25 protein-coding genes and 2 pseudogenes are annotated in these 25,842 nt (G+C 62.0%); 8 read left to right on the forward strand and 19 right to left on the reverse strand.

The window, feature by feature from the left end; all coding sequences use genetic code 11:
- Window positions 1–40: 40 nt before the first annotated feature.
- On the forward strand, window positions 41–394 hold the full coding sequence (locus tag LIX93_RS04145; RefSeq protein WP_226502721.1) for a RidA family protein: 354 nt from the start codon (window positions 41–43) through the stop codon (window positions 392–394).
- Window positions 395–547: 153 nt separating this feature from the next.
- On the opposite strand, the gene LIX93_RS04150 is transcribed toward LIX93_RS04145, so the two are convergent.
- The 3 genes from LIX93_RS04150 to LIX93_RS04160 form a co-directional block, all read right to left on the reverse strand.
- On the reverse strand, window positions 548–1,906 hold the full coding sequence (locus LIX93_RS04150; RefSeq protein WP_226502722.1) for a carbohydrate porin: 1,359 nt from the start codon (window positions 1,904–1,906) through the stop codon (window positions 548–550).
- 309 nt (window positions 1,907–2,215) lie between these two features.
- Window positions 2,216–3,142, reverse strand: coding sequence for a CDF family Co(II)/Ni(II) efflux transporter DmeF (dmeF, locus tag LIX93_RS04155; protein WP_226502723.1), 927 nt, complete (start codon window positions 3,140–3,142; stop codon window positions 2,216–2,218).
- Window positions 3,143–3,149: 7 nt separating this feature from the next.
- Window positions 3,150–3,425, reverse strand: a complete 276-nt coding sequence (locus tag LIX93_RS04160) for a metal/formaldehyde-sensitive transcriptional repressor (protein ID WP_226502724.1) — start codon at window positions 3,423–3,425, stop codon at window positions 3,150–3,152.
- A 345-nt stretch (window positions 3,426–3,770) separates the two neighbouring features.
- Here LIX93_RS04160 and LIX93_RS04165 point away from each other — a divergent pair, with 345 nt between their 5' ends.
- Window positions 3,771–4,565, forward strand: coding sequence for an SDR family oxidoreductase (locus LIX93_RS04165; protein WP_226502725.1), 795 nt, complete (start codon window positions 3,771–3,773; stop codon window positions 4,563–4,565).
- A 99-nt stretch (window positions 4,566–4,664) separates the two neighbouring features.
- Here the strand turns inward: LIX93_RS04165 and LIX93_RS04170 are convergent, their stop codons facing one another.
- The 3 genes and pseudogenes from LIX93_RS04170 to LIX93_RS04180 form a co-directional block, all read right to left on the reverse strand.
- Window positions 4,665–5,561: a hypothetical protein gene (locus tag LIX93_RS04170; RefSeq protein WP_346015213.1), complete on the reverse strand. Its 897-nt coding sequence runs from the start codon at window positions 5,559–5,561 to the stop codon at window positions 4,665–4,667.
- Window positions 5,562–5,584: 23 nt separating this feature from the next.
- The gene (locus LIX93_RS04175; protein WP_226502727.1) at window positions 5,585–6,286 is read right to left on the reverse strand and encodes a hypothetical protein; all 702 of its coding nucleotides are present in this window, start codon (window positions 6,284–6,286) and stop codon (window positions 5,585–5,587) included.
- Window positions 6,287–6,523: 237 nt separating this feature from the next.
- A pseudogene (locus LIX93_RS04180) lies at window positions 6,524–7,164 on the reverse strand (dTMP kinase).
- A gap of 283 nt (window positions 7,165–7,447) precedes the next feature.
- On the opposite strand from LIX93_RS04180, the gene LIX93_RS04185 reads away from it, so the two are divergent.
- A complete protein-coding gene (locus LIX93_RS04185) occupies window positions 7,448–7,783 on the forward strand; it encodes a hypothetical protein (RefSeq protein WP_226502728.1) in 336 nt (111 codons plus the stop codon).
- A 238-nt stretch (window positions 7,784–8,021) separates the two neighbouring features.
- On the opposite strand, the gene LIX93_RS04190 is transcribed toward LIX93_RS04185, so the two are convergent.
- Window positions 8,022–9,257, reverse strand: a complete 1,236-nt coding sequence (locus LIX93_RS04190) for a type II toxin-antitoxin system HipA family toxin (RefSeq protein ID WP_226502729.1) — start codon at window positions 9,255–9,257, stop codon at window positions 8,022–8,024.
- Window positions 9,250–9,495, reverse strand: a complete 246-nt coding sequence (locus LIX93_RS04195) for a helix-turn-helix transcriptional regulator (protein ID WP_226502730.1) — start codon at window positions 9,493–9,495, stop codon at window positions 9,250–9,252. The genes LIX93_RS04190 and LIX93_RS04195 overlap by 8 nt, the downstream gene beginning before the upstream one ends.
- Before the next feature lie 200 nt (window positions 9,496–9,695).
- Between LIX93_RS04195 and LIX93_RS04200 the strand changes: the two genes are divergently transcribed.
- Window positions 9,696–9,953: a hypothetical protein gene (locus tag LIX93_RS04200; RefSeq protein WP_226502731.1), complete on the forward strand. Its 258-nt coding sequence runs from the start codon at window positions 9,696–9,698 to the stop codon at window positions 9,951–9,953.
- Between the two features lie 66 nt (window positions 9,954–10,019).
- On the opposite strand, the gene arnT is transcribed toward LIX93_RS04200, so the two are convergent.
- Window positions 10,020–11,666 carry a lipid IV(A) 4-amino-4-deoxy-L-arabinosyltransferase gene (gene arnT, locus LIX93_RS04205; protein ID WP_226502732.1) on the reverse strand — a complete coding sequence of 549 codons (1,647 nt, stop codon included), beginning with the start codon at window positions 11,664–11,666 and terminating at the stop codon, window positions 10,020–10,022.
- Window positions 11,667–12,193: 527 nt separating this feature from the next.
- On the opposite strand from arnT, the gene LIX93_RS04210 reads away from it, so the two are divergent.
- Entirely contained in the window at window positions 12,194–12,868 is a 675-nt protein-coding gene (locus tag LIX93_RS04210) for an HAD family hydrolase (protein ID WP_226502733.1), read from the forward strand.
- Window positions 12,869–12,958: 90 nt separating this feature from the next.
- On the forward strand, window positions 12,959–13,420 hold the full coding sequence (locus tag LIX93_RS04215) for a YbaK/EbsC family protein (RefSeq protein ID WP_226502734.1): 462 nt from the start codon (window positions 12,959–12,961) through the stop codon (window positions 13,418–13,420).
- Window positions 13,421–13,427: 7 nt separating this feature from the next.
- Here the strand turns inward: LIX93_RS04215 and LIX93_RS04220 are convergent.
- Window positions 13,428–13,754 (reverse strand): annotated as a pseudogene (locus LIX93_RS04220) (hypothetical protein); the annotation flags it as partial.
- 274 nt (window positions 13,755–14,028) lie between these two features.
- Between LIX93_RS04220 and LIX93_RS04225 the strand changes: the two are divergent.
- Entirely contained in the window at window positions 14,029–14,937 is a 909-nt protein-coding gene (locus LIX93_RS04225) for a LysR family transcriptional regulator (RefSeq protein ID WP_226502735.1), read from the forward strand.
- 22 nt (window positions 14,938–14,959) lie between these two features.
- On the opposite strand, the gene LIX93_RS04230 is transcribed toward LIX93_RS04225, so the two are convergent.
- From LIX93_RS04230 to LIX93_RS04245, 4 genes are all read right to left on the reverse strand, one after another.
- Window positions 14,960–15,898, reverse strand: coding sequence for a cupin (locus tag LIX93_RS04230; protein ID WP_226502736.1), 939 nt, complete (start codon window positions 15,896–15,898; stop codon window positions 14,960–14,962).
- A gap of 201 nt (window positions 15,899–16,099) precedes the next feature.
- A complete protein-coding gene (gene poxB / locus LIX93_RS04235; protein WP_226502737.1) occupies window positions 16,100–17,818 on the reverse strand; it encodes a ubiquinone-dependent pyruvate dehydrogenase in 1,719 nt (572 codons plus the stop codon).
- 103 nt (window positions 17,819–17,921) lie between these two features.
- A complete protein-coding gene (locus tag LIX93_RS04240) occupies window positions 17,922–19,361 on the reverse strand; it encodes an alginate export family protein (protein ID WP_226502738.1) in 1,440 nt (479 codons plus the stop codon).
- 14 nt (window positions 19,362–19,375) lie between these two features.
- A complete protein-coding gene (locus LIX93_RS04245; RefSeq protein ID WP_226502739.1) occupies window positions 19,376–20,275 on the reverse strand; it encodes a glyoxalase in 900 nt (299 codons plus the stop codon).
- A 238-nt stretch (window positions 20,276–20,513) separates the two neighbouring features.
- Between LIX93_RS04245 and LIX93_RS04250 the strand changes: the two genes are divergently transcribed.
- Window positions 20,514–21,080 carry a DUF4142 domain-containing protein gene (locus tag LIX93_RS04250; RefSeq protein WP_226502740.1) on the forward strand — a complete coding sequence of 189 codons (567 nt, stop codon included), beginning with the start codon at window positions 20,514–20,516 and terminating at the stop codon, window positions 21,078–21,080.
- Between the two features lie 32 nt (window positions 21,081–21,112).
- On the opposite strand, the gene LIX93_RS04255 is transcribed toward LIX93_RS04250, so the two are convergent.
- Genes LIX93_RS04255 through LIX93_RS04275 form a run of 5 tightly spaced genes read right to left on the reverse strand, consistent with a single transcriptional unit; the run spans window position 21,113 to window position 25,841 of the window.
- Window positions 21,113–21,547 (reverse strand): RidA family protein, encoded by a 435-nt coding sequence (locus LIX93_RS04255; RefSeq protein WP_226502741.1) that lies wholly within the window; start codon window positions 21,545–21,547, stop codon window positions 21,113–21,115.
- A gap of 27 nt (window positions 21,548–21,574) precedes the next feature.
- Window positions 21,575–23,152, reverse strand: coding sequence for an FAD-dependent oxidoreductase (locus LIX93_RS04260; protein WP_226502858.1), 1,578 nt, complete (start codon window positions 23,150–23,152; stop codon window positions 21,575–21,577).
- 20 nt (window positions 23,153–23,172) lie between these two features.
- Window positions 23,173–24,075: an ABC transporter substrate-binding protein gene (locus LIX93_RS04265; protein ID WP_226502859.1), complete on the reverse strand. Its 903-nt coding sequence runs from the start codon at window positions 24,073–24,075 to the stop codon at window positions 23,173–23,175.
- A 31-nt stretch (window positions 24,076–24,106) separates the two neighbouring features.
- Window positions 24,107–24,892: an amino acid ABC transporter ATP-binding protein gene (locus tag LIX93_RS04270; RefSeq protein WP_226502742.1), complete on the reverse strand. Its 786-nt coding sequence runs from the start codon at window positions 24,890–24,892 to the stop codon at window positions 24,107–24,109.
- On the reverse strand, window positions 24,885–25,841 hold the full coding sequence (locus LIX93_RS04275; protein WP_226502743.1) for an amino acid ABC transporter permease: 957 nt from the start codon (window positions 25,839–25,841) through the stop codon (window positions 24,885–24,887). The genes LIX93_RS04270 and LIX93_RS04275 overlap by 8 nt, the downstream gene beginning before the upstream one ends.
- Window position 25,842 lies beyond the last annotated feature (1 nt).

Consider the following 25,842-nt stretch of genomic DNA (forward strand, 5'->3'; position numbering starts at 1 on the left):
CTTACCTGCCATCTCCCATCGACTGCGAAGGACACACACCATGACCGATATCATCCGCCAGCAACCCAACGCCCGCCTCAGCCGCGCGGTCATTCACAACAACGTCGTTTGGCTGGCCGGCGTCGCCCCCGGCGACTGTAGTCAGGACGCCGCCGGTCAGACGCGCCAGGTGCTGGCGCGTATCGACGAATTATTGAAGGATGCCGGTACCGACCGCAGCCGCTTGCTGTCGGTGCAAATATGGATGGGGCACATGGCGCGCGACCTGGAGGCCATGAACAGCGCTTGGGTAGAATGGCTCGGCGATGCCGGCCGCCCCGCGCGCGCGACCTGCCAGGTGGCCTTCGACGATCCGGACTTGCTGGTGGAGATCATCGTGACAGCGGCGGTCTAGGCACCAGACTGATCAGGACCTGGCGCTGGAGTCTCGACCGCCGGGCCAATCCTTGGCCAGGGAATAAGGGTCAACAAACCCTGGGCCAGTTAAGCCTCCTTTGCCTCCACCTCGCGGCACATGGCGCCATCAGGCAAGTTGCAGAACGAGCGATTAGAACTGCGACTGCACTTGCAGTCCCAGTACCAACGCATTATCCACTTGGCGCACGCCATCCGGGTTCTTGACGAACTGCACGTTCGGCATGATGTTTAGCCACTTGGTCGCCTGAATCCCGTAGTTGAGCTCTGCCGCATATTCCGTGTGCTGCTCAGGCACGTAGGCTGCATCGTCGTAGCTGGCGCCGCTCTGGTCATTGGCTGTTTTGGCATTGCGCAAGAATCGCGAGCTGGCGTGAATGCGCGCGATACCCAGCCCCAGAGTATCCGTCGGACGCGCGTCGAACGGACCTTTGTAGGTCAATGCGACCTTTTGGTAGCTGTCGACCGCAGTGGTGGCCTTGTCCTGGAACGTGGCGCTCGCCGACAACGTCAGGCCGCGGGAGGTATCACCGCCCACTGAGGTCAGTTGCTGCTTGCCGATCAGCCAGAAACCGTGCCGGCTCGAATCGCTGCGATACGCGTCGCCGGTGATGGCCGCCACACGGTTGTTGTCGTCCTTGTAGACGTCGGTGCCATTGGCGGAACTGTGGTAATAACCCAGGCGATATTCCCCAGGCAGCTGGTTAACCTTTGGTGTCCAGATCAGTTCGACGGGCACGAAGGTACCGGAAGTGCCGGAGCCATTCAGCTTGAAGCCATTGTCATTATCGAGGTCGGACGGATTGACGTTGAATGCGCCGATTTGTGCGTAAACCTCATTGGTCACGCGATAACGAATGCGTGCCGCCCATTGGCTGATGGGCGAGTTATAAATGCTGTCGACATAGTTGCCCGGCTGGGAGCCGCAGAATGCCAGGCTTTGAAACACGCAATCCTCGACCGCGAATTCGTCACTGACCGCGAACCGACCCGCCTTGATGTTGATACGATCGTCGAACCAGCCTTTGCTCAACCACAGCTCGCTCAGTCGGGTCACACTGCCGCGACCTTGGATTTGCTGAGTCGAACTCATGCCCGTGGCGCGGGGATCGGCAATCTTGTCGTTGATGTTGTCGCCGTTACGATTGGTCAGCGAGATACTGAAAGCCGTGTCGCTCCACCCCATGAGTTTTTGCAGATCGATATTCGCGCCCAGATTGAACTGGTCCGCGTAGCGGGTCACCTTATCGTGCTTCTTGTAGCCTCCGTGGACGTTGGAAGCAGACTCGCCGAGGTAGCCCATCTGAATGTCGATACCCTTGTTCAGCCACTCAGTTCGCAATCCGCCCCAATCCCCGGTCATCCATGGAGAGTCGGCAGCGAATGCATCCGCCGCCTGGACATCAAGCGAGCAACCGGTGGCGGCGCACAATGAAAGAATTGCCAGAAACGCGGGGCGCGGACGAGCGGCGGCGCGAGAGCCATATGGCATAAACAATCAATCCTTTTTTAGTTATCGACCTGCAGGCGATAAGCACCTGAGCAACAGTGATGCTGGCGTCAGGGCTTGATCTAAACATCCCAGACATCAACATTGGACTTTTAATATTGACGTAATAGTTTGCCACGCCCTTCGGTAAAAATCACAGTTTCGATTGTTGCGCTTCCTACAAATACTTATTACCTGGGCCGCTCTATAATCAACACCAATCCCATGTTATGAGCGGCGCAAAAGGACTATTTGTTCTTGGCGGCACCCGAGACGATCAGTTTCGTGCGCACGGTGGATCAATCCGAGTGATCATGCTGCCCGGTATTCTACCGTCAGGTGAGTGACCTCATGCACCGGCTTCAAGACTGCCCGCACGTCATCCGCCGAGAGTTCGGCACTGCCATACACACTGACGATGGCAGCTCGGGCCTGCGGGCCAACGCGCCACACGTGCAAGTCGGTGATGGCGAGTGTTCCGCTTTGATCCAGCAACTCGCGGATTTCTTTGGCCACGTGCTCGTCGGTCCTGTCCAGCAGCACCGCAGACGTGTCCTTCATAAGCGACCACGCCCACCGGGCGATTACCACAGCACCGACGATGCCGATCACCGGATCAAGCCAGACCCAGCCCAGGAACTTGCCTGCCAGCAACGCGGCGATGGCCAGCACGGAAGTGACCGCATCCGCCAGGACGTGCACGTACGCCGACCGCAGGTTGTTATCCGCGCCATGGGTGTGGTCGTGATGATGATCATGATTGTGTGCATGCCCATGCGCATGCCCACCACCGGATAGCAGCAACGCGCTGACGATATTCACGATCAAGCCAACAATGGCGATAAGCGTGGCGGTGCCGAACTGAACCGCCGTCGGCTCGAGCAAGCGCATGACCGACTCCACGCCTATGCCCGCTGAGATCAAGCCAAGGATGAGCGCGGAGGCGAATCCCCCGAGATCACCGACCTTGCCGGTCCCGAAGCTGTAGGCGTCGCTGGTCGCATGTTTACGCGCAAATCCATAGGCCGCCGCGGTGATGCCCAAGGCCGCAGCATGGGTGGCCATATGGAAGCCATCAGCGAGCAGCGCCATGGAGCCGGTGATGTACCCGGCAGCAATCTCACCGACCATCATGACCACCGTCAATACGACGACCCACAGGGTGCGGCGCGCATTTTGATCGTGATCGATGCCCAGAAAGTTGTGGCTATGGACGTGGTGTAACGCTGTGGTTTTCATAGCGGTCTCATTTCCCATAGCGGCGAATGGCTTCGAGCAGCTCGCGGGTACCTTGGGCTCGCTCTTCATCGGACAAGCCCGCCTTGGCGACGTGCTCCCAGGCGTGGTCTTCGATGATTTCATCCAGCAAGCCGTTCATGGCGCCACGAGTGGCGGCCACCAAGTGCAAGGTCTTGGCACAATCTGCGTCGCCTTCCAAGGCCCGCTCGATCGCCTGAACCTGACCCGCAATGCGCTTGACCCGCTGAAGCAACGCCTCTTTTCCCACCTTGGTGTGCGACATGGCATACCCCCCTACCCTATAAAGACGAGCATCATGTACGGCATTGGCGTCGAGAGCAATACGCGAACCACCCAACATTGCGCCGGGAACCGATTGCACCAGGCCCCGCCCTGGCATACCTTGCCCCGCTCATTGACTACGTAGCGAACCTTGAGCTGAAAATGCGAGACGTGCGGCCACACTGGAGTCCCGTGGTACGCTTCGAAGACATCGCCCCGTCTGACTGGGCAGGCGCCGCCGAGCTGTCAGGTGGCACGCCTGAGAGGTTTCCCCAGCATCAGTCGGGAAGGAACGGCTTGTATGAATAGGGTTCGAACCTTTCCCACCCATTTTTCAGGAGTCACCATGAAAATCGATTTGAGCGGTAAGCGCGCCCTGGTCACCGCCTCTACCGGCGGTATCGGCTACGCCATTGCCAAAGGCCTCGCTGAGGCCGGCGCCACGGTCGTCGTCAACGGCCGCAGCGACAAGTCCGTCAATGGCGCCGTCGCCCGTCTGCAAGCCGAAGTGCCTGACGCGTCGATCTCGGGCGTCGTCGCCGACCTGGGCAATGCGCAAGGCGTTGCTGCGCTGGTCAGCGGTGCGGGGGCGATCGATGTGCTGGTCAACAACGCCGGCGTCTATGGCGTCCAGGATTTTTTTGAAACCGCCGACGACGTCTGGGACCAGTACTGGGACACCAACGTCATGTCGGGGGTGCGCCTGAGCCGCGCACTGTTGCCGGCCATGGTCGCCAAGGGCTGGGGTCGGGTGGTATTCATCGCCTCGGAGTCGGCCCGTAATATTCCGGCGGACATGATCCATTACGGCGTTTCCAAAACGGCTCAGCTGGGCTTGGCCCGTGGCTTGGCCAAACGCGTTGCCGGCAGCGGCGTGACCGTCAACAGCGTGTTGCCAGGCCCGACCTTGTCCGAAGGCATGGCCGGTATGCTGCAAGGCGAAATGGAGCGTAGCGGCAAATCCTTGGAAGCGGTCGCGGCCGACTTCGTGAAGGAACATCGCCCGAGTTCGATTATCCAGCGCGCCGCTTCGACTGACGAAGTGGCCAACATGGTCGTCTACGTCTGCTCGCCTCAAGCCAGCGCGACCACCGGCGCCTCGCTGCGGGTCGACGGCGGCGTGGTCGACGATATCGTCTGATGTGCCGGAGGGGGGCGCTTGGAGCCGCCCCTCCCCGTCGGGGTTGCCATCGCGGACGCGTAACTCGCTCGGCCAGAAGAAACCCTTGCGTACGCTTTTCTAATCCTCGGCTTTTATAAACTGTCCAAGCGTATTTACGGATTGCACGGCCATCCCCTCGAACGGCACCGGCACTGACTTCACCGCCCCATTCAGATTCCGATACCGGTGATAAATCCCTCCTCCCGGCAGCAGCCGCCCACGCTCTACCTGCCGCTGCCCGTCGAGCACATAGCGTACCGTCTGCTCCTGTCCGAGCGCTTGCCCGTCACCGGCGTGCAGGTCTTGGGCGAGCACGCGCAGGGTTTCGTCGATGCACTGCTGCAGTTGCCCATCCACCAACGCCATATCCAGTTGGCCATCATCAACGCACTGCGTACCGCAGCGGCGGAACGGCTGGCCGACGACCTCGATATGCCGGCGGTACAAGGCGCTACCGGCGATGTCCTGCACCTGCACGCGGCTCACCAGGGTGAAGCTACCCCGGTCGGCCGAAAGCACCAGTTGCGGCTCCACGATCAAATGCGCGGTGACGGCGCCTTGCCCCAAAGGCAGCCCTGCGGTCATGCCTGCCTGCCGGAAGCGCTGGGTCAGCTTGTCGTCCGCCGCCTGGTTGCTCAGTAGCGCCGCCATTGGCCGGGCATCTTTTTGCGCTGCGGCGCGGGCGTCTCGCTCCAGCACGCCGGTGCCGGTCTGGGTATTGATTGCGCTGGCCACCAGCAGCCCCACTACCCCACCCGCCTGCACCGAACTGCGGGTGACATTATTGGTGGTGAGCGCAGCAGCCTCGGCCGCCTTGGCATCGATCACCATCTGCGCGCTGACAAAACCGTCCTTTGGCACCTGCACCTGAACTTGCACGCCGTGGGCAGTGACATAAGGCAATGCAGTCGGATCATTGAAACTGGCTTCGGGCGGCGGACTTTGCGCGCAGCCGGTCAAGGTCAGCGCGGTCAATAGCGCTATCGAGCACCTGAGCTTCATTTCGAAAAAGGCGTAATGACCATCTGCCGACTGCTGTCCACGGCCTGGTAGTAGGCGTTGGACAGGTTCGCGTAGTTGGGCTGGTCCCACTCGCCCTGAGCCGGTTGGGTCACGGCGAACGGTTTGTACCACAGCAGGTGATTGTCCCGCAGATCGACCATCACACCGATCCCGCCGACTTGCGGCGTGGGTACGCTGGTAGGAATTACGCTGTAGTAGGTGCGGTATGCGCCGCTGGCGGTGTAGGAAATCAGCAGCAGGCGATCCACGCCATATTTGGCTTGCAGCGGGGTCAGGTCACGTGCGTAGAAGCCTTCGTGGAACTTGGCCTCCTTGTACTGCGCAAGGTCGATCACGTCGTCGATCTTCTTCGCCTTGTAGCCCTTGGCCTGCAGCTTGGCGACGATCTCGTCGGGCAATGTGGCGGCGTCCTGCAGCTTCCAGCTGGCAACCTGTGCGCTGAGCTTGCTGTTGATGCCCGTGTTGATGGCGAGGTCGAGCAAGCCTTGGTTGCCACCCAATACCAGCTGCGAGGCAGGCAGGGTGGTGATCGCGACGCCGATGGTGGGCTCTTTTTCGCTCCAGAACTGTGGATCCAGGTCGATGGGTTTCTGGATTTGTGCGGCGCAGCCTGTGAGCGTGGCGACGGCAGCAAACATCAGCAGGCCGAATCCGAGACGTAGAGAACGGAGGGACATGGGAAAATCCTTTTAGGGTGTGAACGGTCTTGGGCGTGTCGGTCAACGAGTGGTGCGGGGGACGGGCGCTACCGCTGGAGGTGAGGCCGGCTGTAGGTGAAGAGGTTCACGGAGCGTCCTTGCATGGCACTGCGACATCATGGGTGAGATATTAAATAGCCATTAGTTTGGCGTCAATGCTTTGATGCGATTTTTTTGCGAACGGCCACGATGATCTGCAAACCGCTAGCCGTCGGTCTATACGGGTTTCTCAACCGCGCAGCGGACCTCGTCCTGTACCTTATAAATCTCGCAAACCACCTGCTCCGTCGCCGCCTCGATCGTTCCTTCATTGCGGCATGACACCCAGCCATTATCCGCAACCGCTCGCTCGAACGCCTGGGTACAAGCGGTTTGCTCATCCAGCCGCTGGATAACGGTACTGCCAAGCCCACGCGAGCGTGCCGCTGCCCTCGCCCACGAAATATCAGGAGCGGTAACGACCCCGACATGCAGGTCGGGCACCTGCACGTTGCGTTCGATGTTCAACCGCAGGATCTCTGCAAACGGGACTAACCGGCGAAACGCAGCATCAGACGGATACCAGCGATCGATCAGGATAATGCTGTCCGCTGGCTGTTGTGGCAGCACGTGCCGGGAGATCCAGGCACGGCTATCGGCAAAACGCTCGCACACCGCCCATTCCAGCTGCCGTGTGGATGCCTGACGAACTGGTTCACCAGGGCCATCGTTTCGCCCCGGTAGGGATCGCTTTTTTTCTCGCACAACCGGATGACCTTTCTGTTGGCCGCTCTCAGGCGTTTCGTGACGGCTTCGAGCAGCGTGGTTTTACCGGTCCCTTTGGGCCCATCCAGAGCAATAAACAACGCGCGATTCATTGTTCAAACAACCTGTTTCACATCGTTAAGGGCTATATCGCCAAGACCGTTGAAGCGTCCGCGTCGCACGTCAACGGTGCGGCATGTAGTAGGTCTCTTCGGCGTGAGCGATCAATCCCGGAGCAGGGCTGGCTGTTGCCAGACCGGACACTCTAGCGGTCAATGACCCCGCATGCCAGGTTGGGCTTTACGCAGCGGCCAGCGCTTTCAATCGTTTGATTCGGCAGGTAGAGTGTCGCGCCCCGGGAATTGGATCCCGGCATTTTCGCTATGGAGTTGTAAATTGAAGTACCTCAGCAAAGTTGTAGCCGCAGGCATTTTCGGTCTGGCTCTGGCCGGGTGCACCGGCACTCCGATGACCTCCACGCACTATGACAGCAGCCAGTACACCGTGCTGGGTCACAGCCAGGCCAGCGCCACCGGCCTGATGTTGTTAGGCGTGATCCCGATCCGCCAGAACACCCGCTTTGTGCGCGCACAGAATGCTGCGATCGCGGCCAAAGGCGGCGATGCGCTGATCAATACGCAAGTACAGGAAAAATGGTTCTGGGCCTGGGTCCTGAACGGTTACACCACCACGGTATCGGGTGATGTGATCAAGCTCAACAAAGGTCACTAAGTCGCAGCGCGGTCGGCAGCGCAACAGCACTGCACGGCCGCCGTCCCTCGGGCCACGTCCGTCGATGGGTCCACTCGGCATCGGGCCCCGAAGGTCGATCTGCTGGTACTACCGGCTACCCGTCACCTCGCGTTCTTGCAGGACCCTGCGTTGTTCAGCGCCACGGTGCTGCATCTTCTGGGTGATCAGTGATCGGATCGGTCTCGTTTACCATGGGCCGCTGGGTGGTGATGCACGATCACTCAACTGCAATACTGCGGTTCAACCCCGCAGCCCATGCCGCCGCCATCCTTTGCCCCACGGCGTCGAACTCGGGATGGTCGCGCCGATAACCCTCCATCTCGGCCATGGCGCGGCTCATGCCTGACTGGATTCTGCGCAGCAATTCACCGCAGCGTGCCTCTGTCAAACCGCATGCACTGCGTGCGAACTGCACCAGCATCTTGCGCTTGGGCCAAGCCTTCGATCCGCCCAGCAACAGCCCCATGATATCGTTGCTCTTGTACACCGTGGTGGTCACCAGGTCGTAGACCGGGGCGAGCCAGACGTCGGCATCCTCGCTGCAGTTCTCATATAACAGGCCGAAGTTCTTCAGGTGCCCATCGCCGTTCTGGATGCCTGCACTCAACGCCACCATCATGAAAAAGTCTTCCAGCGCCTTGGTCACGCGTGCGGGGCTAACGAAGGACTTGATCAGTTTTGCGCAGCCCTGGTAGCTGCCGTCGTATTTCTTTGCCGTCCCCCATCCTGACAGCACGCACAGGTCTTCGAAGCCAAGATAGTCGCTATGACCGATATCGAAGCGCTTGACCACCAGGAACTTGCCTTGCTGGCTCAACCGGAATTCAGGCACTTGCAGCCCGCTGTGCAGTGCCGCCCGCATGCAAAAGAATTCGTTGGCTGCCAGTTGTGGGAAGTCCAGGTCGTTGAAGGTCTTCAACAAGTGCGTGGCGCCCCGGTGGGTCAGCCGCTCGATGTCGGGGCCGGCAGAGTCGATATCGCGTACCAGCACCTTGGGCTGTACACCCGACACCCCGGAATATGCCGCGTAGGTTTGCATCAGGTCGTCGAAAAGATCTTTGGCACCGTCATAGACCAGCAGCTCGGAAAGCTTGATGCCGGGCAGCGGCTCATCCCTGAGGTCGTGGGCGATGCTGAGGCGGCCCAGTTGGTGCGGACCCACGATGCCCAGTAACGCGAAGTCGTCAAAGCCGCGCACCGTCTTGCTGAAACGCCGCACGAGTTCGTTCTTGAGGTGCCCTTCGGGAATGTGCATTTCGAACAGCGGATGAATACCGTACTCCCATTTGTAGCTCTCCAGGCGTACCGGCATCGTCAGTGACACGGCGTTTTCTTCGGCAACTGCAGAATGATATGAGAAAACCGAATCGTGGTGGTTTTCCCCGCTGCGCCCCAGCGTGCCGGCAGCCACGCCGGCAGCACCAATATAGAGCCGGTCGGTTTGCCTATTCATGGACGTTTCCGGATTTCAGCTCATCGAGTGTCTTGCGTCGCCGCGTGGGCGTAGCAGTCAGTTCGTAGCCCAGGCCCGCGAGGATCGCCTCCACCTTGCGAATTCCCACCTCCGGTATGGTGTCGTTCTCTATACCGGAAATAGTCGCGCGGCTCATGCCATGCCGATGCGCCAGGTCGCTCTGTGAAAGGCCGGCCTGTTTGCGCAGATTTTTGATAAGAACACCTAGCTCGCCCATGACAGAATGAATCCTATACAGTGCATAATCTGATCGAAATGCATATTTGCACTATATTCGATGCATTTATCAGTGTCACTAGCCGCCTGTCAAACCGATCATCCGCATCAATATCCACTATGTCCCCGAGTAGTTTTTGCTAGTCAGCCAACGCCCGTAAAGTGAGCCCCATGCACTTACCCACTCTCTGGAGCTCAATCATGAAAACGATACTCGCCCTTGGCCTGACCCTTACCGCACTCGCGACCACCCATGCCTTCGCCACACCACAGAACGTCACTAGCCACGCACAGATCGCCGTGGTCCAGGACGGTACCCAAACGGTACGCGATCTCAAACAACGAGTGGCGGACGACGGTAGCGAACGCGTCATCGCCCAGCAACATGCCAACAGCCAGACGCCGATCTATGTGGCCGAAACACGTGCGGAGTTCGGTTCGCGCTACCAGCGTTATTGATCTGTCGGTGGCATCAGCACCCGGCCCACGAGGCCGGGCTTTTTCGTGTCTTTGCAGGCTGAATGCTCAGGGCTGCTGGTCGTAGATGACGATCACCACCGAACCCTTCTGGTAGCGTCTGCCATCGGTGGGCAGCAGATCCAGCTCCTTCTGCTCGTCGACGCCCTTGATGCGCATCGCTACCCCTACGCTCCCTGCCCGGCGGGCGTTGATCAACCACTGCTCGACACCCTCAACGGTTACCGCCCGCCCTTGCGCGTCGGGATAACGCAGGCCGTACTTGGTCTCGCCACCGGTGTTGTACAGCGTGATACCGGGATTACGTGTGTGCCATGCCAGTGCCGAGGCGGTGCCCAGTTCGTTGCTCAGCAGGCTATGGACCCCTTGAAGCTCGGACATGTGCTGCGCGATGAAGACATCAGGCGTCTTGTTGACCACCACGCTGACGGGCAATGCGGCAGGCACTAACGCCAAGACCGCGCCCATCGCCAGCGCCGGTGCGCCCCAGCAGCGCAGGGGCCGCCACACCGCCAGCCCATTCAACAAGACCCAGGCGACAATAGCGATCACCAGCAACGCCAGGTGGCCTGGCTCATCGATGTAGATCGGCCTGGTGAACTGCAAGAAGGTGATCACTGCCAGGCCGATAGCGCCCAGCGCTACGTTAAGCACGGCATTGGCGCGCAGCCCTGGCGTCGAGCCCTCACGGACTGCACCTGCCAATCGATGGCCTAGCAACAAACCCAACGGCAGCATGCACGGCATGATGTAGGCCGGCAGCTTGCCCTTGGCGATACTGAAGAACACCAGCGGCAGCAGGAACCACATCCACAAGAATAACGTTGCCCGGTCGCCGTGGGCTTTGAAGCCCTCTCTGAAGACACCTGGCAGCAGCGCGATCCACGGCAGGCTGCTGACCAACAGCAAAGGCAGGTAGTACCACCAGCCCTCGGCGTGTTGGGCATCGTCACCGGCAAAGCGGCGGATATGCTCGTCCCAGAAGAAGTACCGCCAGAAATCCGCTTCCTGCGCATGGACAGTCAAGGCCCAGGGCAATGCAATCAAAACCGCGATCACCACCGCAACGCAACCAAAACGCACCAGCTCCAGAAAGCGCCGCTGCCAGATCATGTACGGCAACGCGATCAGCACCGGCAACAACAAGGCCAGAAATCCCTTGGTCATGAACCCCATGGCGCAGGCGACGCCCAGCACGCACCAGGCGGCAAGCCGCGCCCTAGAGCTGCGGCTGTCGAAGGCGAACCACAGCGCTACCCCGGCGAGGTTCATCCACAATGTGAACTGCGGATCGAGATTGGCGTAACCGGAGCCTGCCGCTATCAGCGCCAGGCTCATGAACACCACTGCACAGGTAAAACTGGTGCGCCAATCGTTCCACAAGCGGCCTGCCACCGCATAGGCGAGCCATACGCTGAGCCCCATGCTCAGTGCGGAGGCGATACGCACCCCGAACAGGTTCTGGCCAAAGATGGCTTGGCCGACGGCAATCATCCAATAACCAGCTGCAGGTTTCTCGAAATACCGCAACCCCATGAAGTGGGGCGTCGCCCAGTGCCCACTCAAGAGCATTTCCTGACTGATTTGCGCATAGCGGGTTTCATCAGGTATCCACAGGCCATGGAATGCCAATGGGGTCAGATAGAACGCTGCGAACGCGAGGAGCAGGAGTGGCACTACCCAGCGTTGTTTCATGCTTGGCATCGTGCGGCCCTGCGTTGCGAATGGACAGGATCGTGGGTCGTGAAACGGTCAACAAACATGGCAATCCCTGGCTTTTATGGGGGGTGGATGGAGGCAACGGTGCCTGCGGGCAACAGACTAATCTGGCCAAAGTTAACTGCAACTAAACAGTTGAAAAATAAACGTTTACTTACATATTCGCTCAAGCAGCCCTGCTGCCGCCTAGGGAGTCGATGGCGCGCAGCCGGCCATGCCGAGCCCGTGATCAGGACTCGGAGGAGTCGTCCACGGCGGCTGGAAGATAGAAACAACGGGATGCGGCCTCGGTGAAAGCCATGTCAAATATTTGTATGAGCGATGCGCCGGCGCCAACCTTTGAGTTGGATATCCAACATGGCTAACGCAGGCCTGATAGCGTCCAGGTGTGCGCCCTCCATCAAGCATGCGGGCAAGTGCTTTACCTTCCAGCTTACCGCCGGAACCAACCCTCCCGCCCCTCTCTCTAGATCAGTACCTGCTCCCGAAAATGGATTGCTCTTATGCGTGAAAAAACGTCCTTCATCTTTGATCTCGACGGCACCCTGACTGACAGCGTCTACCAAAACGTCGCCGCCTGGAAAGAAGCCCTCGATGCCGAGAACATCCCGCTGGCCATGTGGCGCATCCACCGCAAGATCGGCATGAGCGGTGGCCTGATGCTCAAGAATCTCTCCCGCGAGACGGGGCTGACGCTGACTGACGATCAAGCGAAGCGGCTCAGTGAACGGCACAGTGAAGCCTATGAACGCCTGCAGAGTCAGATCATCGCCCTTCCCGGCGCGACGGATCTGCTGCGCACGCTCACTCAGGAAAACCTCAAGTGGTGCATCGCCACCAGCGGCGAGATGGCGACCGCCGAGATCAACCTCAAGGCGCTCGGCTTGAAAAGCCAGGACATCACCTTGGTCACCCGTGATGACGTCAAGCAAGGTAAGCCCGACCCCAGCCTGTTCATGGCCGGTGCCGACAAGATGAATGTAGGCATCGAGGAATGCCTGGTGGTGGGCGATGCGATCTGGGACATGCTCGCGGCGCGTCGCGCCAAGGCCACGGGGATCGGCCTGCTGTCGGGGGGCTACGATGTCAGCGAGCTTGAGCGCGCCGGTGCGTTGCGGGTATACGACGATCCGTTGGACCTGTTGAACCACCTGGATGAGGTGGCTTCTTTCGCCTGACGCCGCCCGCATCAGGCTCCAACTGCACCCGCAGGCAAATCGCCATGCTATGGTATCCAGCGTTTTTGGCTACCTACACATGGAGATGCAATGAGCCTGGCAACCGTCAAATCCTTCCTCGCGGCAAATGCCCCGGACCTTCGCGTGATCGAACTGCCGGAAAGCACCGCGACAGTGGCCCTGGCCGCCGCCGCGCACAACGTCGAGCCGGGGCAAATCGCCAAGTCGCTGTCGTTGCGGGTCAACGATCAGATCATCCTCATCGTCACCCGTGGCGACGCGCGCCTGGACAACAAAAAGTACAAGGCGCACTTCGGGGTCAAGGCCAAGATGCTCGACACCAGCGAGGTCCTGGCGCACACCAGCCACCCGGTCGGCGGCGTCTGCCCGTTCGGCTTGCCCGAAACCGTGGCGGTGTACTGTGACGTATCCCTGCAGGCTTTTGACGAGGTGCTTCCCGCTGGAGGCGCCGTCAACGCTGCGGTACGTGTGCCCCCGCAACGTATGGCCGAGTTGGTGAATGCCCAGTGGATTGACGTGGCGCAGGCTTGACCGGCTCCTTGCGGGCAACTCGATAGTGGATGCAGCCGTCATAGAAGGTGTCGTGCACCACCACCGGTTTGGCCCGCGAGGTGCTGTCGAACGTCTGCTCGGTGATGCCCAGGGCCATGCTGCGCATCCAGCTCTTGCTGAAGGAAAGGGTCTGGATTTTCTGCGCCGCGGCATAACGCGACACCCCGGACAGTTTCAGCTCCTGAGCCTTGGCTGCGGTGCCCGCGCCCCAACTGCACATGAAGCGATCATCAGGGCGAATATCCCGTGCCTGCGCACACAGGCTGGCGCCCGTCAGTGCAAAACCCGCTAACGTGATCATGACACTTCGCATTTGATCCCTGCCTCAACCTCCTGAAAGTACGGGGATTTTGTGCCTATGCGAACGGCTTGGGGGCCAGCATTTTGCCTGCTTTTGCTCGGGCCGATCAGTGGCTTGGCTACACGGCCTTGCCACACCCCCCCCGCCACACCTATTGCCCCTGCCCCAAACCCGCGCGACGCACCGACAGCGCGATGCGTTTGAAAAAATTCAGCGCCACCCCGAGCCATGCGATAGTGGCACTCCCGCCTCCGAGCGAGGCGCCGCCTGGTGCAAGGAAACCGGCATGGATTACTTCGCGGTACTCACGGCCTTCGTCGAAGCGGCCCGATTGAACAATTTTTCGCGTGCGGCCGACCGGCTGGGGATGAAAGCCTCTACCGTCTCGCGCTACGTCAAGGACCTCGAAGCGGATCTGGGCATTGCACTGTTCAACCGCTCTACCCGCGCGCTGAAATTGACCGAGGGCGGCGAGACATTTCTGCTTCATGCGGCCAAGGTGCTGGAAGCGCTCGATGAAGCCCGATTTGCTGCTGCCTCGCTCAACCACCAGCCTCGTGGCGTGCTGCAGCTCAACGCGCCGCCGGCCTTTACCCGCCACCATATCGTGCCGGCGCTGGAGGATTTCCGCGCCCAGTGCCCCGAGGTGCAACTGCAGATCAGCTGCCAGGAACATCAGGTCAACCTGATCGATGCCGGCGTCGACCTGGCCGTCAGGATCGGCAGCCTGGCGGACTCGACCCTCAAGGCGCGCAAGATTGCCGACGTGCAGTGGGTGTTATGTGCCTCTCCCGAATACCTCCTGGGCGCGGGCAGCGTCGATCACCCCGAACAGCTGCGCAGCCACCGATTCATCGCCGGCAAGGCTGAATCCTTGTCACTGCTCTGGACGGGGCCGCAGGTATCCCTCACCGAGCACTACGCACCGGGTGTGGTAATCAACGATATCGAAGCGAGGCTCGTTGCCGCCAGTATCGGCGCAGGCGTCGCACTGTTACCGACCTGGCTGGCGGGCCCGGCGTTACGCGCTGGCGCCCTCGTCCGCGTGCTCGCCGATTGGCAGTGCGCGCCGCCGAGTGAGCCGGCCGCGCTGTGGTTCATCTACCCGCCCAAGCGGATCGTGTCGTCGAAGGTACGCAGTTTCATCGACTTCATGGTGGCGCGCATCGGCTCGCCACCGTACTGGACACTTTGACGCCTCAGGTATAGCAGTCGCTTCAAGTAAACCGAATGTCCAGCGAGCGCAGATAAGTCTGCAGCCCGGCATCCTGGATCGGGATGAGGAAGGCTTCTTCTGTCGACTCGTTGAAGTGTGCGTGCCAGTAGCCCGGTGGCGTCACGAAGGCCAGGCCCGGCTCCCAGTCGATCCGAGTCGGATTCTGGATCTTGCCGTGTTCATCGACCTGGGCGCCGACCAAGGTGTAACAGCCGACCGGGCAATCGATGATGAAGTCCAATGCAATCGACTGGTGCCGATGGGCCTTCTGCACGGCGCCTGCGGGAACGATCCCGTACATTGCCCATAGCACATGGGTCACGGTGCGGGTCTGGGGGAAGTTGCGGTTGCCCAGCAGAATGCTGACGCGGCTGCGGTCACTGGCGCGCGGGTCCTCGGCCGCCTCACGCAGCTTGGCATTGGCCACTGCGGCGGGATACAGCGTCGGCTGAAAGCGGTCCTGGGTCCGCTCGACGCCCAGATAGCGCAACAGCGGCTCGTCATGCACATAGTAGAACCGCGCATCGGCGGTGGCGCTCAGTTGCGTGGACAGCAGCCCTGGCAAGGCGATAAAGCAGCCTTTGCTCCACTCGAACGAAGAGTCTCCGTAAGCCAGGGATCCGGTACCTTCAATTACGTAGAGCACCTGCGAGGTCGCGTTCGGCTGCAGTGCCAGGCGATCTCCAGCATTGAGGCGGATGAAATTGGCAGTCAGGCCTGGGCCGGTGGCGGGCCCTTCGCAGCCCAGCTCCTGGCTCAGATCCAAAGGAATCACCCGGGACTCGCCTGTCGCGCACAGCGCTGCCGGAAAAGTCTTGTAGGGGATTCTGGAGATGATTTTCGCGGCGATGGGATTAGCCGCCTTGCTGTACTCGAAGTATTCGGCTTCGGCCTCATACTGCGGGCTGTCGATGGCAATGGCTTGCAGGGATGCGTTCACGGTCATGACCTCGGGGCTATTTTTGGTGTGCCTTTACTGTAGGTGACCTGCCCGATGCGATTAAGCCCCCCAATGGCACAAGAGTTATGCGCCATGGGGAGGGTTACGGGCGCCTGCCCGCTTATGGCGCCCTGTGCTGACTGCCCCTGGCGGGAGATTCCATGAGTGTGGGCCAGCACAGGCAACGCCTTATGTCAGGCCCTAGCGAAACAGGTTGTTCTTCGCCAGGCTCACCAGCTCCTTGGCCCGACCATCCAGCACGGCACGGAGCATGAACAGGCCGAAACCCTTGACGTTGGCCGCGGTGATCTCGGGCGGCATGATCAGCTCCTGGCGCTCGCTGACCACGTCGACCAGCACCGGTCCCTCATGGGCGAACGCAGCGGCAAGCGCCGCTTTCAGGTCCTGCGGGCGCTCGACCCGAATACCCTTGATGCCCATACCCTCGGCCATGTGGGCGAAATTGGGGTTCTTCAGGTCGCAGCCCACATCGACAAAGCCACTGGCTTTCATTTCCATCTCGACGAAGCCCAGGGTGCCGTTGTTGAGCACGATCACTTTGACCGGCAGGTTGGCCTGACTGAGGGTCAGGAAGTCGCCCATCATCATGCTGAAGCCGCCGTCGCCGGACATCGATACCACCTGACGCCCCGGAAAGCTGGCCTGGGCGCCAATGGCCTGGAGCATGGCATTGGCCATCGAGCCGTGGTTGAACGAGCCGATCAGGCGGCGCTTGCCGTTCATCTTCAGATACCGCGCGGCCCAGGCCGTGGGGGTACCGACGTCGCAGGTAAACACGGCGTCCTCGGCCGCCAGTTCGCTGACCAGGCGGCTGAGGTACTGGGGATGGATGATCGCACTGTCGGGGCCGCTTTCGGCCAGGGCGTCGAGGTCCCTGCGGGCGCTGGCATAGTCGGCCAGCGCCTTGTCGAGATGGCTGCTGTCGGTGTGCTCGTGCAGGCGAGGCAACAATTGCTCGAGGCTGTGCTTGATGTCACCGATCAGGCCCAAGGTCAGTGGGCAGCGGTTGCCCAAGGCCTCAGGCTGCAAGTCGATCTGGGCGATGCGGCCATGCTCCGGGAAGAACTGGCGATAGGGAAAGTTGCTGCCCAGAATCAGCAGCGTGTCGCACGCCTTCATGGCCTTGAAGCCCGAGGCGAAACCGATCAGGCCGGTCATGCCGACATCGAACGGGTTGTCGTACTCCAGGTGTTCCTTGCCGCGTAACGCGTGCACGATCGGCGCCTTGAGGTGCTTGGCCAAGGCGACGACTTCAGCATGGGCGCCCGCGCAACCAGCGCCGCAGAACAAGGTGATGCGTTTACCGGTGTTGAGGAACTCGGCCAGTTCGTCCAGTTGCGCCGGCGCCGGCACTACCACGGGCGGTTTGGGCGCCAGCCACTGGCTGACGGTTGCGTCCAGGGGCGCCAGGGCGATATCGCCAGGGATCACCACCACCGCTACACCGCGGCGACTGATGGCCACGCGCATCGCGCGCTCGAGGATCTGCGGCAATTGCTCGGCATTGGACACCAGCTCGACGTAGTGGCTGCAGTCCTTGAACAGCGACTCGGGGTGGGTCGCCTGGAAGTAGTCGATACCGATCTCGGTGCTGGGAATATGTGCGGCGATGGCCAGGACCGGCACACCACTGCGGTGGCAATCGAACAGGCCATTGATCAAGTGCAGATTGCCCGGCCCGCAACTGCCGGCGCACACCGCCAGCTCCCCGGTGAGGTGGGCTTCGCCACCCGCCGCGAAGGCACCCGCCTCCTCGTTGCGCATGTGCACCCAGTCCAGCCCACCGAGGCGCCGCATGCTGTCGGTAAAGCCGTTAAGCGAGTCGCCAACCACCCCGTACACCCGTTTTACCCCGGCTTGTTTGAGCGTATTGACCATGAAATCGGCAGCGGTAGGCATTGCGGCATCCTTGAATGAATAAGTTCAGCACTCTGAGTGCTAGTCGACTGACGGTGTTCCGGGGAATTTATTAATAAAACTCCATCAATGGCGGTGGGCACCATCACCACATGAACTTGGTTTCCACCCCCAGGTAGTTGCTGTTATGGGCGCCGGCATCGCGCAGTGCCTCGCCGGCGTTGTAATGCACCGCTTCGACGGCCCCGGAAAGGTTGCGGGTAAAGGCATAGTCGACCCGCAGTTGGTCGTAGTAACCCGTCCACCGACCACCCTGCCCAGCAGTCCCGGCCACCGGCAAATTGGGCTGGGTGTAGACGGCATCTTCGGTGGTCTGGCGCCATAGCAGGCCCACACCGGCCATCACCGACAGGCCGGTGAGTGGCTTGACGGTGAGGGTCGGTTTGACGTGATAGAGGTTGCTGTAGCCGGTGTAGCCCGACAGCGAAAAGTAGTAGCCATTGGGGAACAGCGGATTGAAGGTGCCCAGGGTGCCATCGCCGCGGCGACGGTCCCCGGAAGCGGCGTCCAGTTGCAGGCCGATGCGCGGGCTCCAGGCGGTGTCGGCCCAGGTATAACCGAGGCGGCTGCCGGCAGCCCAGGCACGAATGTCCTTGGCCCCGACGGCGCCGCGTTGCAGCATGCCTTCCACGTCCCAGTCGTAGCCCAGGGCACTGCCGCCCAGGCGCGTGTCGAAGATATTGCGGTGCTCGTCGCCCTGGGCGTCGACGTAGCTGGCGTCTTTTTCTTCATAGAGGCCGTAGTAGGCCGACAACTCGTTCTTGCCGCCCACCAGGCGCTCCACGCGAAGCATGTGAAAGGCCACGTCCGCGTTGGACTTGTCATCGAAATGGCGCAGGTCCTGATACTGCACCGGATGGCTGGCAATACCGATCAAGCGCCATTGCGCGGTTTCCCAGTCGGCCCACAAGGCATCGAACGACTGGCGCACGTTCGGCCCGTCGCGGCTGGAGATGAAGCGTTGCAGGTCGAAGGCGAAATCCTGCCGGCCGACCCGCGCCTTGAAGGTATTCTGCCCGAGCGACGTCACGTATTCGGCGAACGCCAGGCGCAGGTCCAAGTGATTCTGGTCGGCGCCGCCGAGGCTGTCCTTGCCGAATGCCCGGGCATCCTCGAGCTGGGTAAACAACCGCCAGTGCTCATCGAAGTGCAGATCGGCATGAATCTGCAAACGCTGGATCAACCAACTGTCGCGCGCGCCGCGGGTGCCGATGGCCGGCGCGTCGTTGATTTCGTAACGCTCGCGCACGGTGGCGCCCAGCGACAGATAGCGCTGGGCGTCGTCGCTGGAAAGCGCAATGTACTTGAGGTTGTCCAGCGGGGCGGTGCGCAGCGAAGGGTCCTGCAAGACCGACCAGTCCTCTTGCCAGCGATTGGTCTTCAGGGTCGGCCGCTCGACGGTGGCCGTCGAGTCGGCCGCGTAGCTGTGAGACAGGCCCAATGGCCCCAATGCAGCCAAGGCCCACGCCCAGGCTCGCACCTGCTGGCGGGACGTCGGGTTGCTGCGTGTCAGGCGCCGGTGCATAAGCGTTCTCCCGCTCAGGATTTCTTGGCAGCAAGCTGGTGGATCTCGGCCACATAACCGCCCGGGAACTCGACCATCGCTGCGCTGCGGTCTGCCTGTTGCGCAGCGCCGACCAGCACCTTGGCACCACTTGCCTGGGCCTTGGCCAGCGTGGCGGTCAGGTCGGCCACTTCATAACCGGTGGTGTCATGGCCGTAGGGAAATGGCAGGTGGCCGTCGGTGATCAGCACGGTCATCTTGCCGAACTCGGAAGCCAGCGCAACGCGACGGAACGTCTTGCCTGGCTGGCCGATCTGCTCACCGGCGGCGTGGCGGTCGTCGCTCACGACCTTGCCATGGGAAAAGCCCAGGAAGGCTTTGACAAACGCATCGCCGCGCTCAGGGGAGACATAGATACGGTTTTCCGGGATGTGCTCGAAGGCTGCGTAATTCGGCACCTTGGTGTGCCAGTACAGTTGCAGGTTGATACCGCCCGGCCATTGCACCACTGCATCACGACCGATCGGATCCGGGAAATCATGCACGATCACATCCGCGCCATTGGCCTTGGCCGCCGCGATGGCGACGTCCAGATCCTTCACCAGGTAGCCGTTGCGCTCGCTGCCGAAGGGGTACGGAACCGGCGTAGTGAAGCCGAACAACGACACGGTGCCGACCGGGGTCTGCAGCAGCTGCGAGGTGGTACTGCTCGGCACTGGCAGCACGTTGACCACCACCTGGGCGGTGCTCTTGCCACCAAACGTGGCCAGGAAACTTTTCACGAAGGCGTCGACGTCCGCCGGGGCGACATAGACGTGGCTGGTGTCGTACTGCGGGGCGACGGCAACGGGCGCGGTAGCGGCCGACGCGCCAATGCTGCACAGGGAAGAGAACGCCAGCGCAACGGCCAGACGTTTGAGCGGTAGGTTGATCATGGTGGATGACCCAGCAAGTTCATGATGATCCCCAGCAACGGGGATGATGAAAGAGACAGGGCATACTGGCCGCAGAGGCGGCGCTGAGGATTGTATGATTGTGCTGTTAATGCACCGCGCCTTGCGGGCGGCTGTGCTTGCGGACGCCGCACAGTCCGGGCAGGGAATTAAATTTTCCTCAGCCGGCCCTGACCCGTGACGTTTTGCCTACACTGCGCGATTCTTCAGAGGGAATTTCATGTCCGCACTTTTTATGACTCGGCTGGTTATTACCCGGCTGGCTACTACCCGTCTGGCTATCACTCGGTTGGGTATTCCCCGTCTGGCCCTGTCTTGCCTGCTCGGCCTGGGCACCTTGGGGGCTGCCTGCATCGCCAGCGCCGACACCTTCGTCGACCAGCTTGCCGTGGCCAACGCCGCGGAAATACAGGCGAGTCAGGTAGCGTTGAGCAAAGCCAGTTTCGACGACACGCGCAATCTGGCGCGGCGCCTGATCGACAACCATACGACCCTCGCCCAGCAACTGGCCGCGCTGACCGCACAGCTGAATATCAGCTTGCCGGACGACGCGACCGTGCAGGCCCAGGCCGCCAAGCTGCAGACCCTACCCGCCAAGGGCCAGAGCTTCGACACCAGCTATGCGACGGCGCAGGTCAAGGCCCACGAGGGCGCGGTCAAACTGTTCGAGGACGAAGCACAAAACGCTACCGTCTCCGAGCTCAAGGCATTTGCCGAGGCCAACCTGCCGATGATGAAAAAACACCTGCAGATGGCCCAGCGGCTGCTCAAGACCCATCGCAAGTAAGCGTCATCGGCCAGATGAGTATCCGCTCTGCGTCAGCCCTGGCGCACCGCGATCCCGTCAATCTCGACCAACGCCCCAGGCAGCGGCAGGCCCGCGACCTGGATGGCGGTGCGGGCGGGTTTGTTGGGTTGCTCGGCGGTGCCGAAAAACGGCGTGTAGCCGGCTTGCAGGCCGGCGAAGTCCAGGCGGCCGTCCAGCTCGGGCACGCCCACCAGAAACACCCGCAACTGGACGATATCGCCCAGATCAAGGCCTTGGGCTTGCAGCACCTGCTGGAGCTTGCGAATCACCGACTCCGTCTGCGTGCGTGTGTCGCCGTAGGCGGCGGCCGTGCCTTGCGGGGCCTGTGGGTCGGCGACGTCGGGCAAGGCGCCGCTGAGGAATACCAGCTGCGCACTGGCCGGCACGCTGACGGTCTGGGAAATAGGCGCGGTGCTGGCTCCGGTGCGCACGAGGGTCTGGGTCATGTTCGGTCTCTCTCTATTGGAAAATATTCAGGATGCCAACGCCGTCTGGCGCTGACGAATGACGTGCTCGGCCAGTTGCCCGACCACGCGTCGCGCAGAGTTGGCAGCTGATTCCTGCCAGATCCCGACGCCGCTCTGGCCGTGGCCATCGGTGGCCAGGTAAACCCGGCCTTGGGGTTGCTCCAGCAAGGCATGGGCGTGGGCCGGGAATTGCTCGCGCAACAACCACGGCCCTTCGCTGAAAGGCACCTGCTCCCAGGACACCGCCAACGGATGCCGCAGGCTGGCGGCGTGGCCTGGATGCAGCAGTTCTACCGCCTCGGCCGAGGTCGCATATTGTTCGCTCAACGGCCGCCGGCCGAAGGTATCGGCGCCGTCGCCGGTCACATAGCCCGCCACCAGCAGCCCTTCGGGGCTGTTCAGCTCGTTGCTGGGGTACCACAGAATGCGCGCCGGGTGCTCGACCCAGGACAGCCCGCCATAGATGCGATAGTCCTGCTCCCAGAAGCGTGGCGCCTGCCAGGCCACCTTGGTCGCCGCACCATTGCGGGTGCTGTGCAACGCGGCCTTGAAGGGCTCGCTGAAGTCCGTGTCCAGGCGCGCCAGCAAGGGCAGAGGAATGGTCGAAATCAAATAGTCGGCCTGCTCCTGATGCGCTGCACCGCTGGCGCTGTCGGTATACGTCACCGTGACGCCCTCGGTACTTTGGCGCACTTGACGCACCACTGCGCCGAATTGCAGTTGATCGCGCAACCGCTGCTCGAACGCTGTCGCGATACGGTCCATGCCGCCCACCGGCTGCAACATGGTCGCGGAAAACTCCGGGTACTCGGTGTGCAACAGGGCGCCCCACAGCTCCGGATGCAGCAGCCGATCCAACGCCAATGGGGCCGTGAAGCCGGGCAATGAACCGGGGGGCGGCGCCGCGACACCGTGGCCCGCACGCAAGCTGCCCTCGTACACCAGCTCTTCGGACAAATCACCGTAGCCCTGGAGAAAATTCAGCAGGCGCACGCGCTCCTCGGCCGACAGCTCCTCGTCCAGTGCATCGCGCTTGATGGCACTGGCCAGCAGGCCGGCCAGGTGCCCGCGCGTGTCGTTCAGCGCGCGGCGCACGCTGAATGCCGGGTGGTCCAGCTCGGGGCGCAGCTGCGCGCTGTGGCTGGTATTGACCAGTACTTCGAGGGGCACGCCCAGCTCGCTGCAGTAGTCGAGGATGGTCCGGTGCAGGCCTGGCAAACGCGCCGGCCCGGCATTGAAATACAGGCCCGGGGCAAACTGGGCGGTCTGGCTGCGGCCGTCCAGATAGTCGACCCGGTCGCCGTGGCGCAGCGTCCAGTTACGTCCACCCACACGCTGGCGGGCTTCGAGGATGCGCACTTCGAAGCCCGCACGTTTGAGCTCGAACGCCGCGACCAGCCCGGCGATACCGGCACCGAGGATCAGCACGCGGGCGCCCTGCCCGGCCTGCTGGAGATGATCGAGCTTGAGGTGCTGCAAATGGGTCGACGGCCCCAGGCCCAAGGCCGCAAGTGCGGCTTTGGCGGCGTGTTCGCCGCCCACCGCGTTGACGCTGGCGAGGGCTTCGCGGCGGGTCAGGTTGATAGTCATGATCGAGCTCCTTCTCAGTCCGGCAAACCCGGCGGGTTGATCTGCGAATGATCGATGCGCTCGGCATCCAGGCCCCAGCGCTCCAGCACGGCGGCGTACTGGCCACCGGCGATTGCGCCTTCCAGGGCAGTATGGATCGGCGTGACCAGGCCGTTGCCTTTGCGCAGGGTCACCGCGATGTCGGCTTGCAGCGGCCAGCCACCGTTCAACTGCCCGACCCGTTTGATGCCGCCACGGGTGGCGGCGATATAGGCCAGCAGCGAGTTGGGCGCAAAGAACACATCCGCGCGCCCGGACTGCAGCGCCAGGGTCGCGGCTGCCTGATCGTCGTAGTACACCAAGGTGGCGGGCTCGACCCCGGCTTTTTCGTTGGCCTCGTTCCAGGCCAGCAGGACTTTTTCCTGGTTGGTGCCGGAGCCCACAATCACCTTCAGCCCGGCAATGTCCTTGGCCTCTTTGATGGACGTCACAGGGTTGCTGTCCTTGACGTAGAAGCCCAGCACGTCCTGGCGATAGGTAGCGAAATCAAAGCGTTTTTTGCGTGATTCGGTCACCGTGACGTTACTCAGCACGGCGTCGTACTTGCCCGAACTGACGCCCAGCGGCCAGTCTTCCCAGCTGGTCTGTACCACCTTGAGCTGCAGGCCCAGGCTGTCGGCGATCAGCCGAGCGGTGTCGGCCTCGCTGCCGATGGTGGTCTTGTCGTCGCTGGCCAACAGCGCCAGGGGCGGCCCCGAGGCACCGGCGATGGCCACGGTGAACGTGCCGGGTTCGACGAACTTGAAGCCCTGGGGGATCTGGGCGATGGCCGCCGGATTGCGCGGCGCATCGATATGCGCCCGCTGCGGGCTGAGGTCGAATACCGGCGGCTGCTCGGCGGCCAGAGTCGGCAGGGCGATCACGGCACCGATAGCCATGGCCAGCAAGGCAATGGGACGTTTCATGGGGTTATTCCTTTAACAGGTTGGCAGTCAGCACCTTGCCCAGAAAGGCAGCGGTGCGCGGGTGACGCGGGTGTTGAAAAATGACTTCGGGCGGGCCTTGCTCGACCAGCTTGCCGTCGCACAGGAACACCACATGGTCGGCCACCTCGCGGGCAAAGCCGATCTCGTGGGTGACCACCACCAGGGTGGTGCCGGACGCCGCCAGCCGGCGAATCACATCGAGCACCTCGCCAACCAGTTCCGGGTCCAGCGCCGAGGTGGGCTCATCGAACAACAGCACCTTGGGGCGCAGTGCCAGAGCCCGGGCGATGGCGACCCGCTGCTGCTGGCCGCCGGACAGCTGCCTGGGGTAGGCATCGGCCTTGTCTTGCAGGCCGACCGTTGCCAGCAGCGCCAGGGCCTGATCACGGGCCTCGGCCTTGCGCCACAATTTGTGCGCCAGCGGTGCCTCGGTGATGTTTTCGAGCACGGTCAGGTGGCCGAACAGGTTGAAGTTCTGGAACACGAAGCCCACGTGCAAGCGGCGCTTGAGCACTTCGCGCTCTTTGAGCTCGTGCAGGTGGTCGCCCTTGCGCCGATAGCCGACGTATTCGCCGTCGATGGTGATGTGGCCGGCGTCGACCTTTTCCAGGTGATTGATGGTGCGCAGCAGGGTCGACTTGCCCGAGCCGGACGGGCCGAGAATCACCGTGACCTTGCCGGGCTCTACCGTCAGGTCGATGTCGTTGAGCACCCACTGGTTGCCGAAGCGCTTGCTGACGTTCTGGATCTGGATTCGACCTTCAGCCACGGGCCTTCTCCTTCAGCCAGCCGCGCAGGCGCTGCAGCGGCGTGGCTGGCAGCTGGCGCAGGGCACCGCGGGCGAAATGGCGCTCCACGTAATACTGCAGGCTGGTCAGCACCGTAGTAATCAGCAGGTACCACACGGTGGCAACGATCAACAGCGGGATCACCGCCTGGGTTCGGTTGTAGATCACTTGCACGGTATAGAAGAGTTCCGGCATGGCCAGCACGTAGGCGATCGAGGTGCCCTTGACCAGGCCGATCACTTCATTGAACGCGGTGGGCGCGATGGAGCGCAGCGCCTGGGGCAGGATGATGCGAAAGATCCGCCGGCTGGCGGGCAACCCCAGGGCCGCGGCTGCCTCATGCTGACCAGGGTCGACGCCAAGGATGCCGCCGCGAATGATCTCGGCGGTATAGGCCGCCTGCATCATGCCCAGCCCCAACGCTGCGACCGCGAACTGGCTGAGCACGTCCACCGTCGACCACTGGTACCAGACCGTGTCGGTAAACGGCAGGCCAAGGCTGATGTGGTCATACAGGTAGGCAAAGTTGTAGAGGATGATCAACACCAGCAGCGCCGGGATCGAACGGAAGAACCAGATATAACCCCAGGCCAGCCCCGCCAGCAACGGCGAGCCGGATAGCCGCGCCAGCGCCAGGGCGGTCCCGAGCACGGTGCTGAGCACGGTCGCCGCCAGGGTCAGCAGTAACGTCTTGGCCAGCCCCTTGAGCACCGCAGGCGCGAGGAACCAATGGGCGAACACGCCCCACTCCCAGCGCGGATTGCTCGCCAGCGAGTGGACGATGCCCAGCAGTACCAGCGCGGCAAAGGCCGAGCCGACCCAGCGCCAGGGGTGACGCGCGGGGATGACCGTGAGCGTCGTGTCGATCGCTGGCGGCGCGGTCTCTTCGGGGCTGTCGCGAAAGCCGACGGCTTGGGTAACGATGGGCATG

The sequence above is a fragment of the Pseudomonas sp. MWU16-30317 genome (genome assembly GCF_020515695.1).
Classification (GTDB): domain Bacteria; phylum Pseudomonadota; class Gammaproteobacteria; order Pseudomonadales; family Pseudomonadaceae; genus Aquipseudomonas.

Excerpts from the sequence above, each read along its gene's own strand:
- LIX93_RS04255 (WP_226502741.1), bottom strand. The coding sequence starts at position 21,547 with ATGACCCAGACCCTCGTGCGCACCGGAGCCAGCACCGCGCCTATTTCC.
- LIX93_RS04250 (WP_226502740.1), top strand. The coding sequence starts at position 20,514 with ATGTCCGCACTTTTTATGACTCGGCTGGTTATTACCCGGCTGGCTACT.
- poxB (WP_226502737.1), bottom strand. The coding sequence starts at position 17,818 with ATGCCTACCGCTGCCGATTTCATGGTCAATACGCTCAAACAAGCCGGG.
- LIX93_RS04215 (WP_226502734.1), top strand. The coding sequence starts at position 12,959 with ATGAGCCTGGCAACCGTCAAATCCTTCCTCGCGGCAAATGCCCCGGAC.
- LIX93_RS04265 (WP_226502859.1), bottom strand. The coding sequence starts at position 24,075 with ATGGCTATCGGTGCCGTGATCGCCCTGCCGACTCTGGCCGCCGAGCAG.
- LIX93_RS04200 (WP_226502731.1), top strand. The coding sequence starts at position 9,696 with ATGAAAACGATACTCGCCCTTGGCCTGACCCTTACCGCACTCGCGACC.
- LIX93_RS04150 (WP_226502722.1), bottom strand. The coding sequence starts at position 1,906 with ATGCCATATGGCTCTCGCGCCGCCGCTCGTCCGCGCCCCGCGTTTCTG.
- LIX93_RS04160 (WP_226502724.1), bottom strand. The coding sequence starts at position 3,425 with ATGTCGCACACCAAGGTGGGAAAAGAGGCGTTGCTTCAGCGGGTCAAG.
- LIX93_RS04190 (WP_226502729.1), bottom strand. The coding sequence starts at position 9,257 with ATGAATAGGCAAACCGACCGGCTCTATATTGGTGCTGCCGGCGTGGCT.
- LIX93_RS04145 (WP_226502721.1), top strand. The coding sequence starts at position 41 with ATGACCGATATCATCCGCCAGCAACCCAACGCCCGCCTCAGCCGCGCG.
- LIX93_RS04245 (WP_226502739.1), bottom strand. The coding sequence starts at position 20,275 with ATGATCAACCTACCGCTCAAACGTCTGGCCGTTGCGCTGGCGTTCTCT.
- LIX93_RS04195 (WP_226502730.1), bottom strand. The coding sequence starts at position 9,495 with ATGGGCGAGCTAGGTGTTCTTATCAAAAATCTGCGCAAACAGGCCGGC.
- LIX93_RS04275 (WP_226502743.1), bottom strand. The coding sequence starts at position 25,841 with ATGCCCATCGTTACCCAAGCCGTCGGCTTTCGCGACAGCCCCGAAGAG.
- LIX93_RS04225 (WP_226502735.1), top strand. The coding sequence starts at position 14,029 with ATGGATTACTTCGCGGTACTCACGGCCTTCGTCGAAGCGGCCCGATTG.
- arnT (WP_226502732.1), bottom strand. The coding sequence starts at position 11,666 with ATGAAACAACGCTGGGTAGTGCCACTCCTGCTCCTCGCGTTCGCAGCG.
- LIX93_RS04240 (WP_226502738.1), bottom strand. The coding sequence starts at position 19,361 with ATGCACCGGCGCCTGACACGCAGCAACCCGACGTCCCGCCAGCAGGTG.
- LIX93_RS04165 (WP_226502725.1), top strand. The coding sequence starts at position 3,771 with ATGAAAATCGATTTGAGCGGTAAGCGCGCCCTGGTCACCGCCTCTACC.
- LIX93_RS04175 (WP_226502727.1), bottom strand. The coding sequence starts at position 6,286 with ATGTCCCTCCGTTCTCTACGTCTCGGATTCGGCCTGCTGATGTTTGCT.
- LIX93_RS04210 (WP_226502733.1), top strand. The coding sequence starts at position 12,194 with ATGCGTGAAAAAACGTCCTTCATCTTTGATCTCGACGGCACCCTGACT.
- dmeF (WP_226502723.1), bottom strand. The coding sequence starts at position 3,142 with ATGAAAACCACAGCGTTACACCACGTCCATAGCCACAACTTTCTGGGC.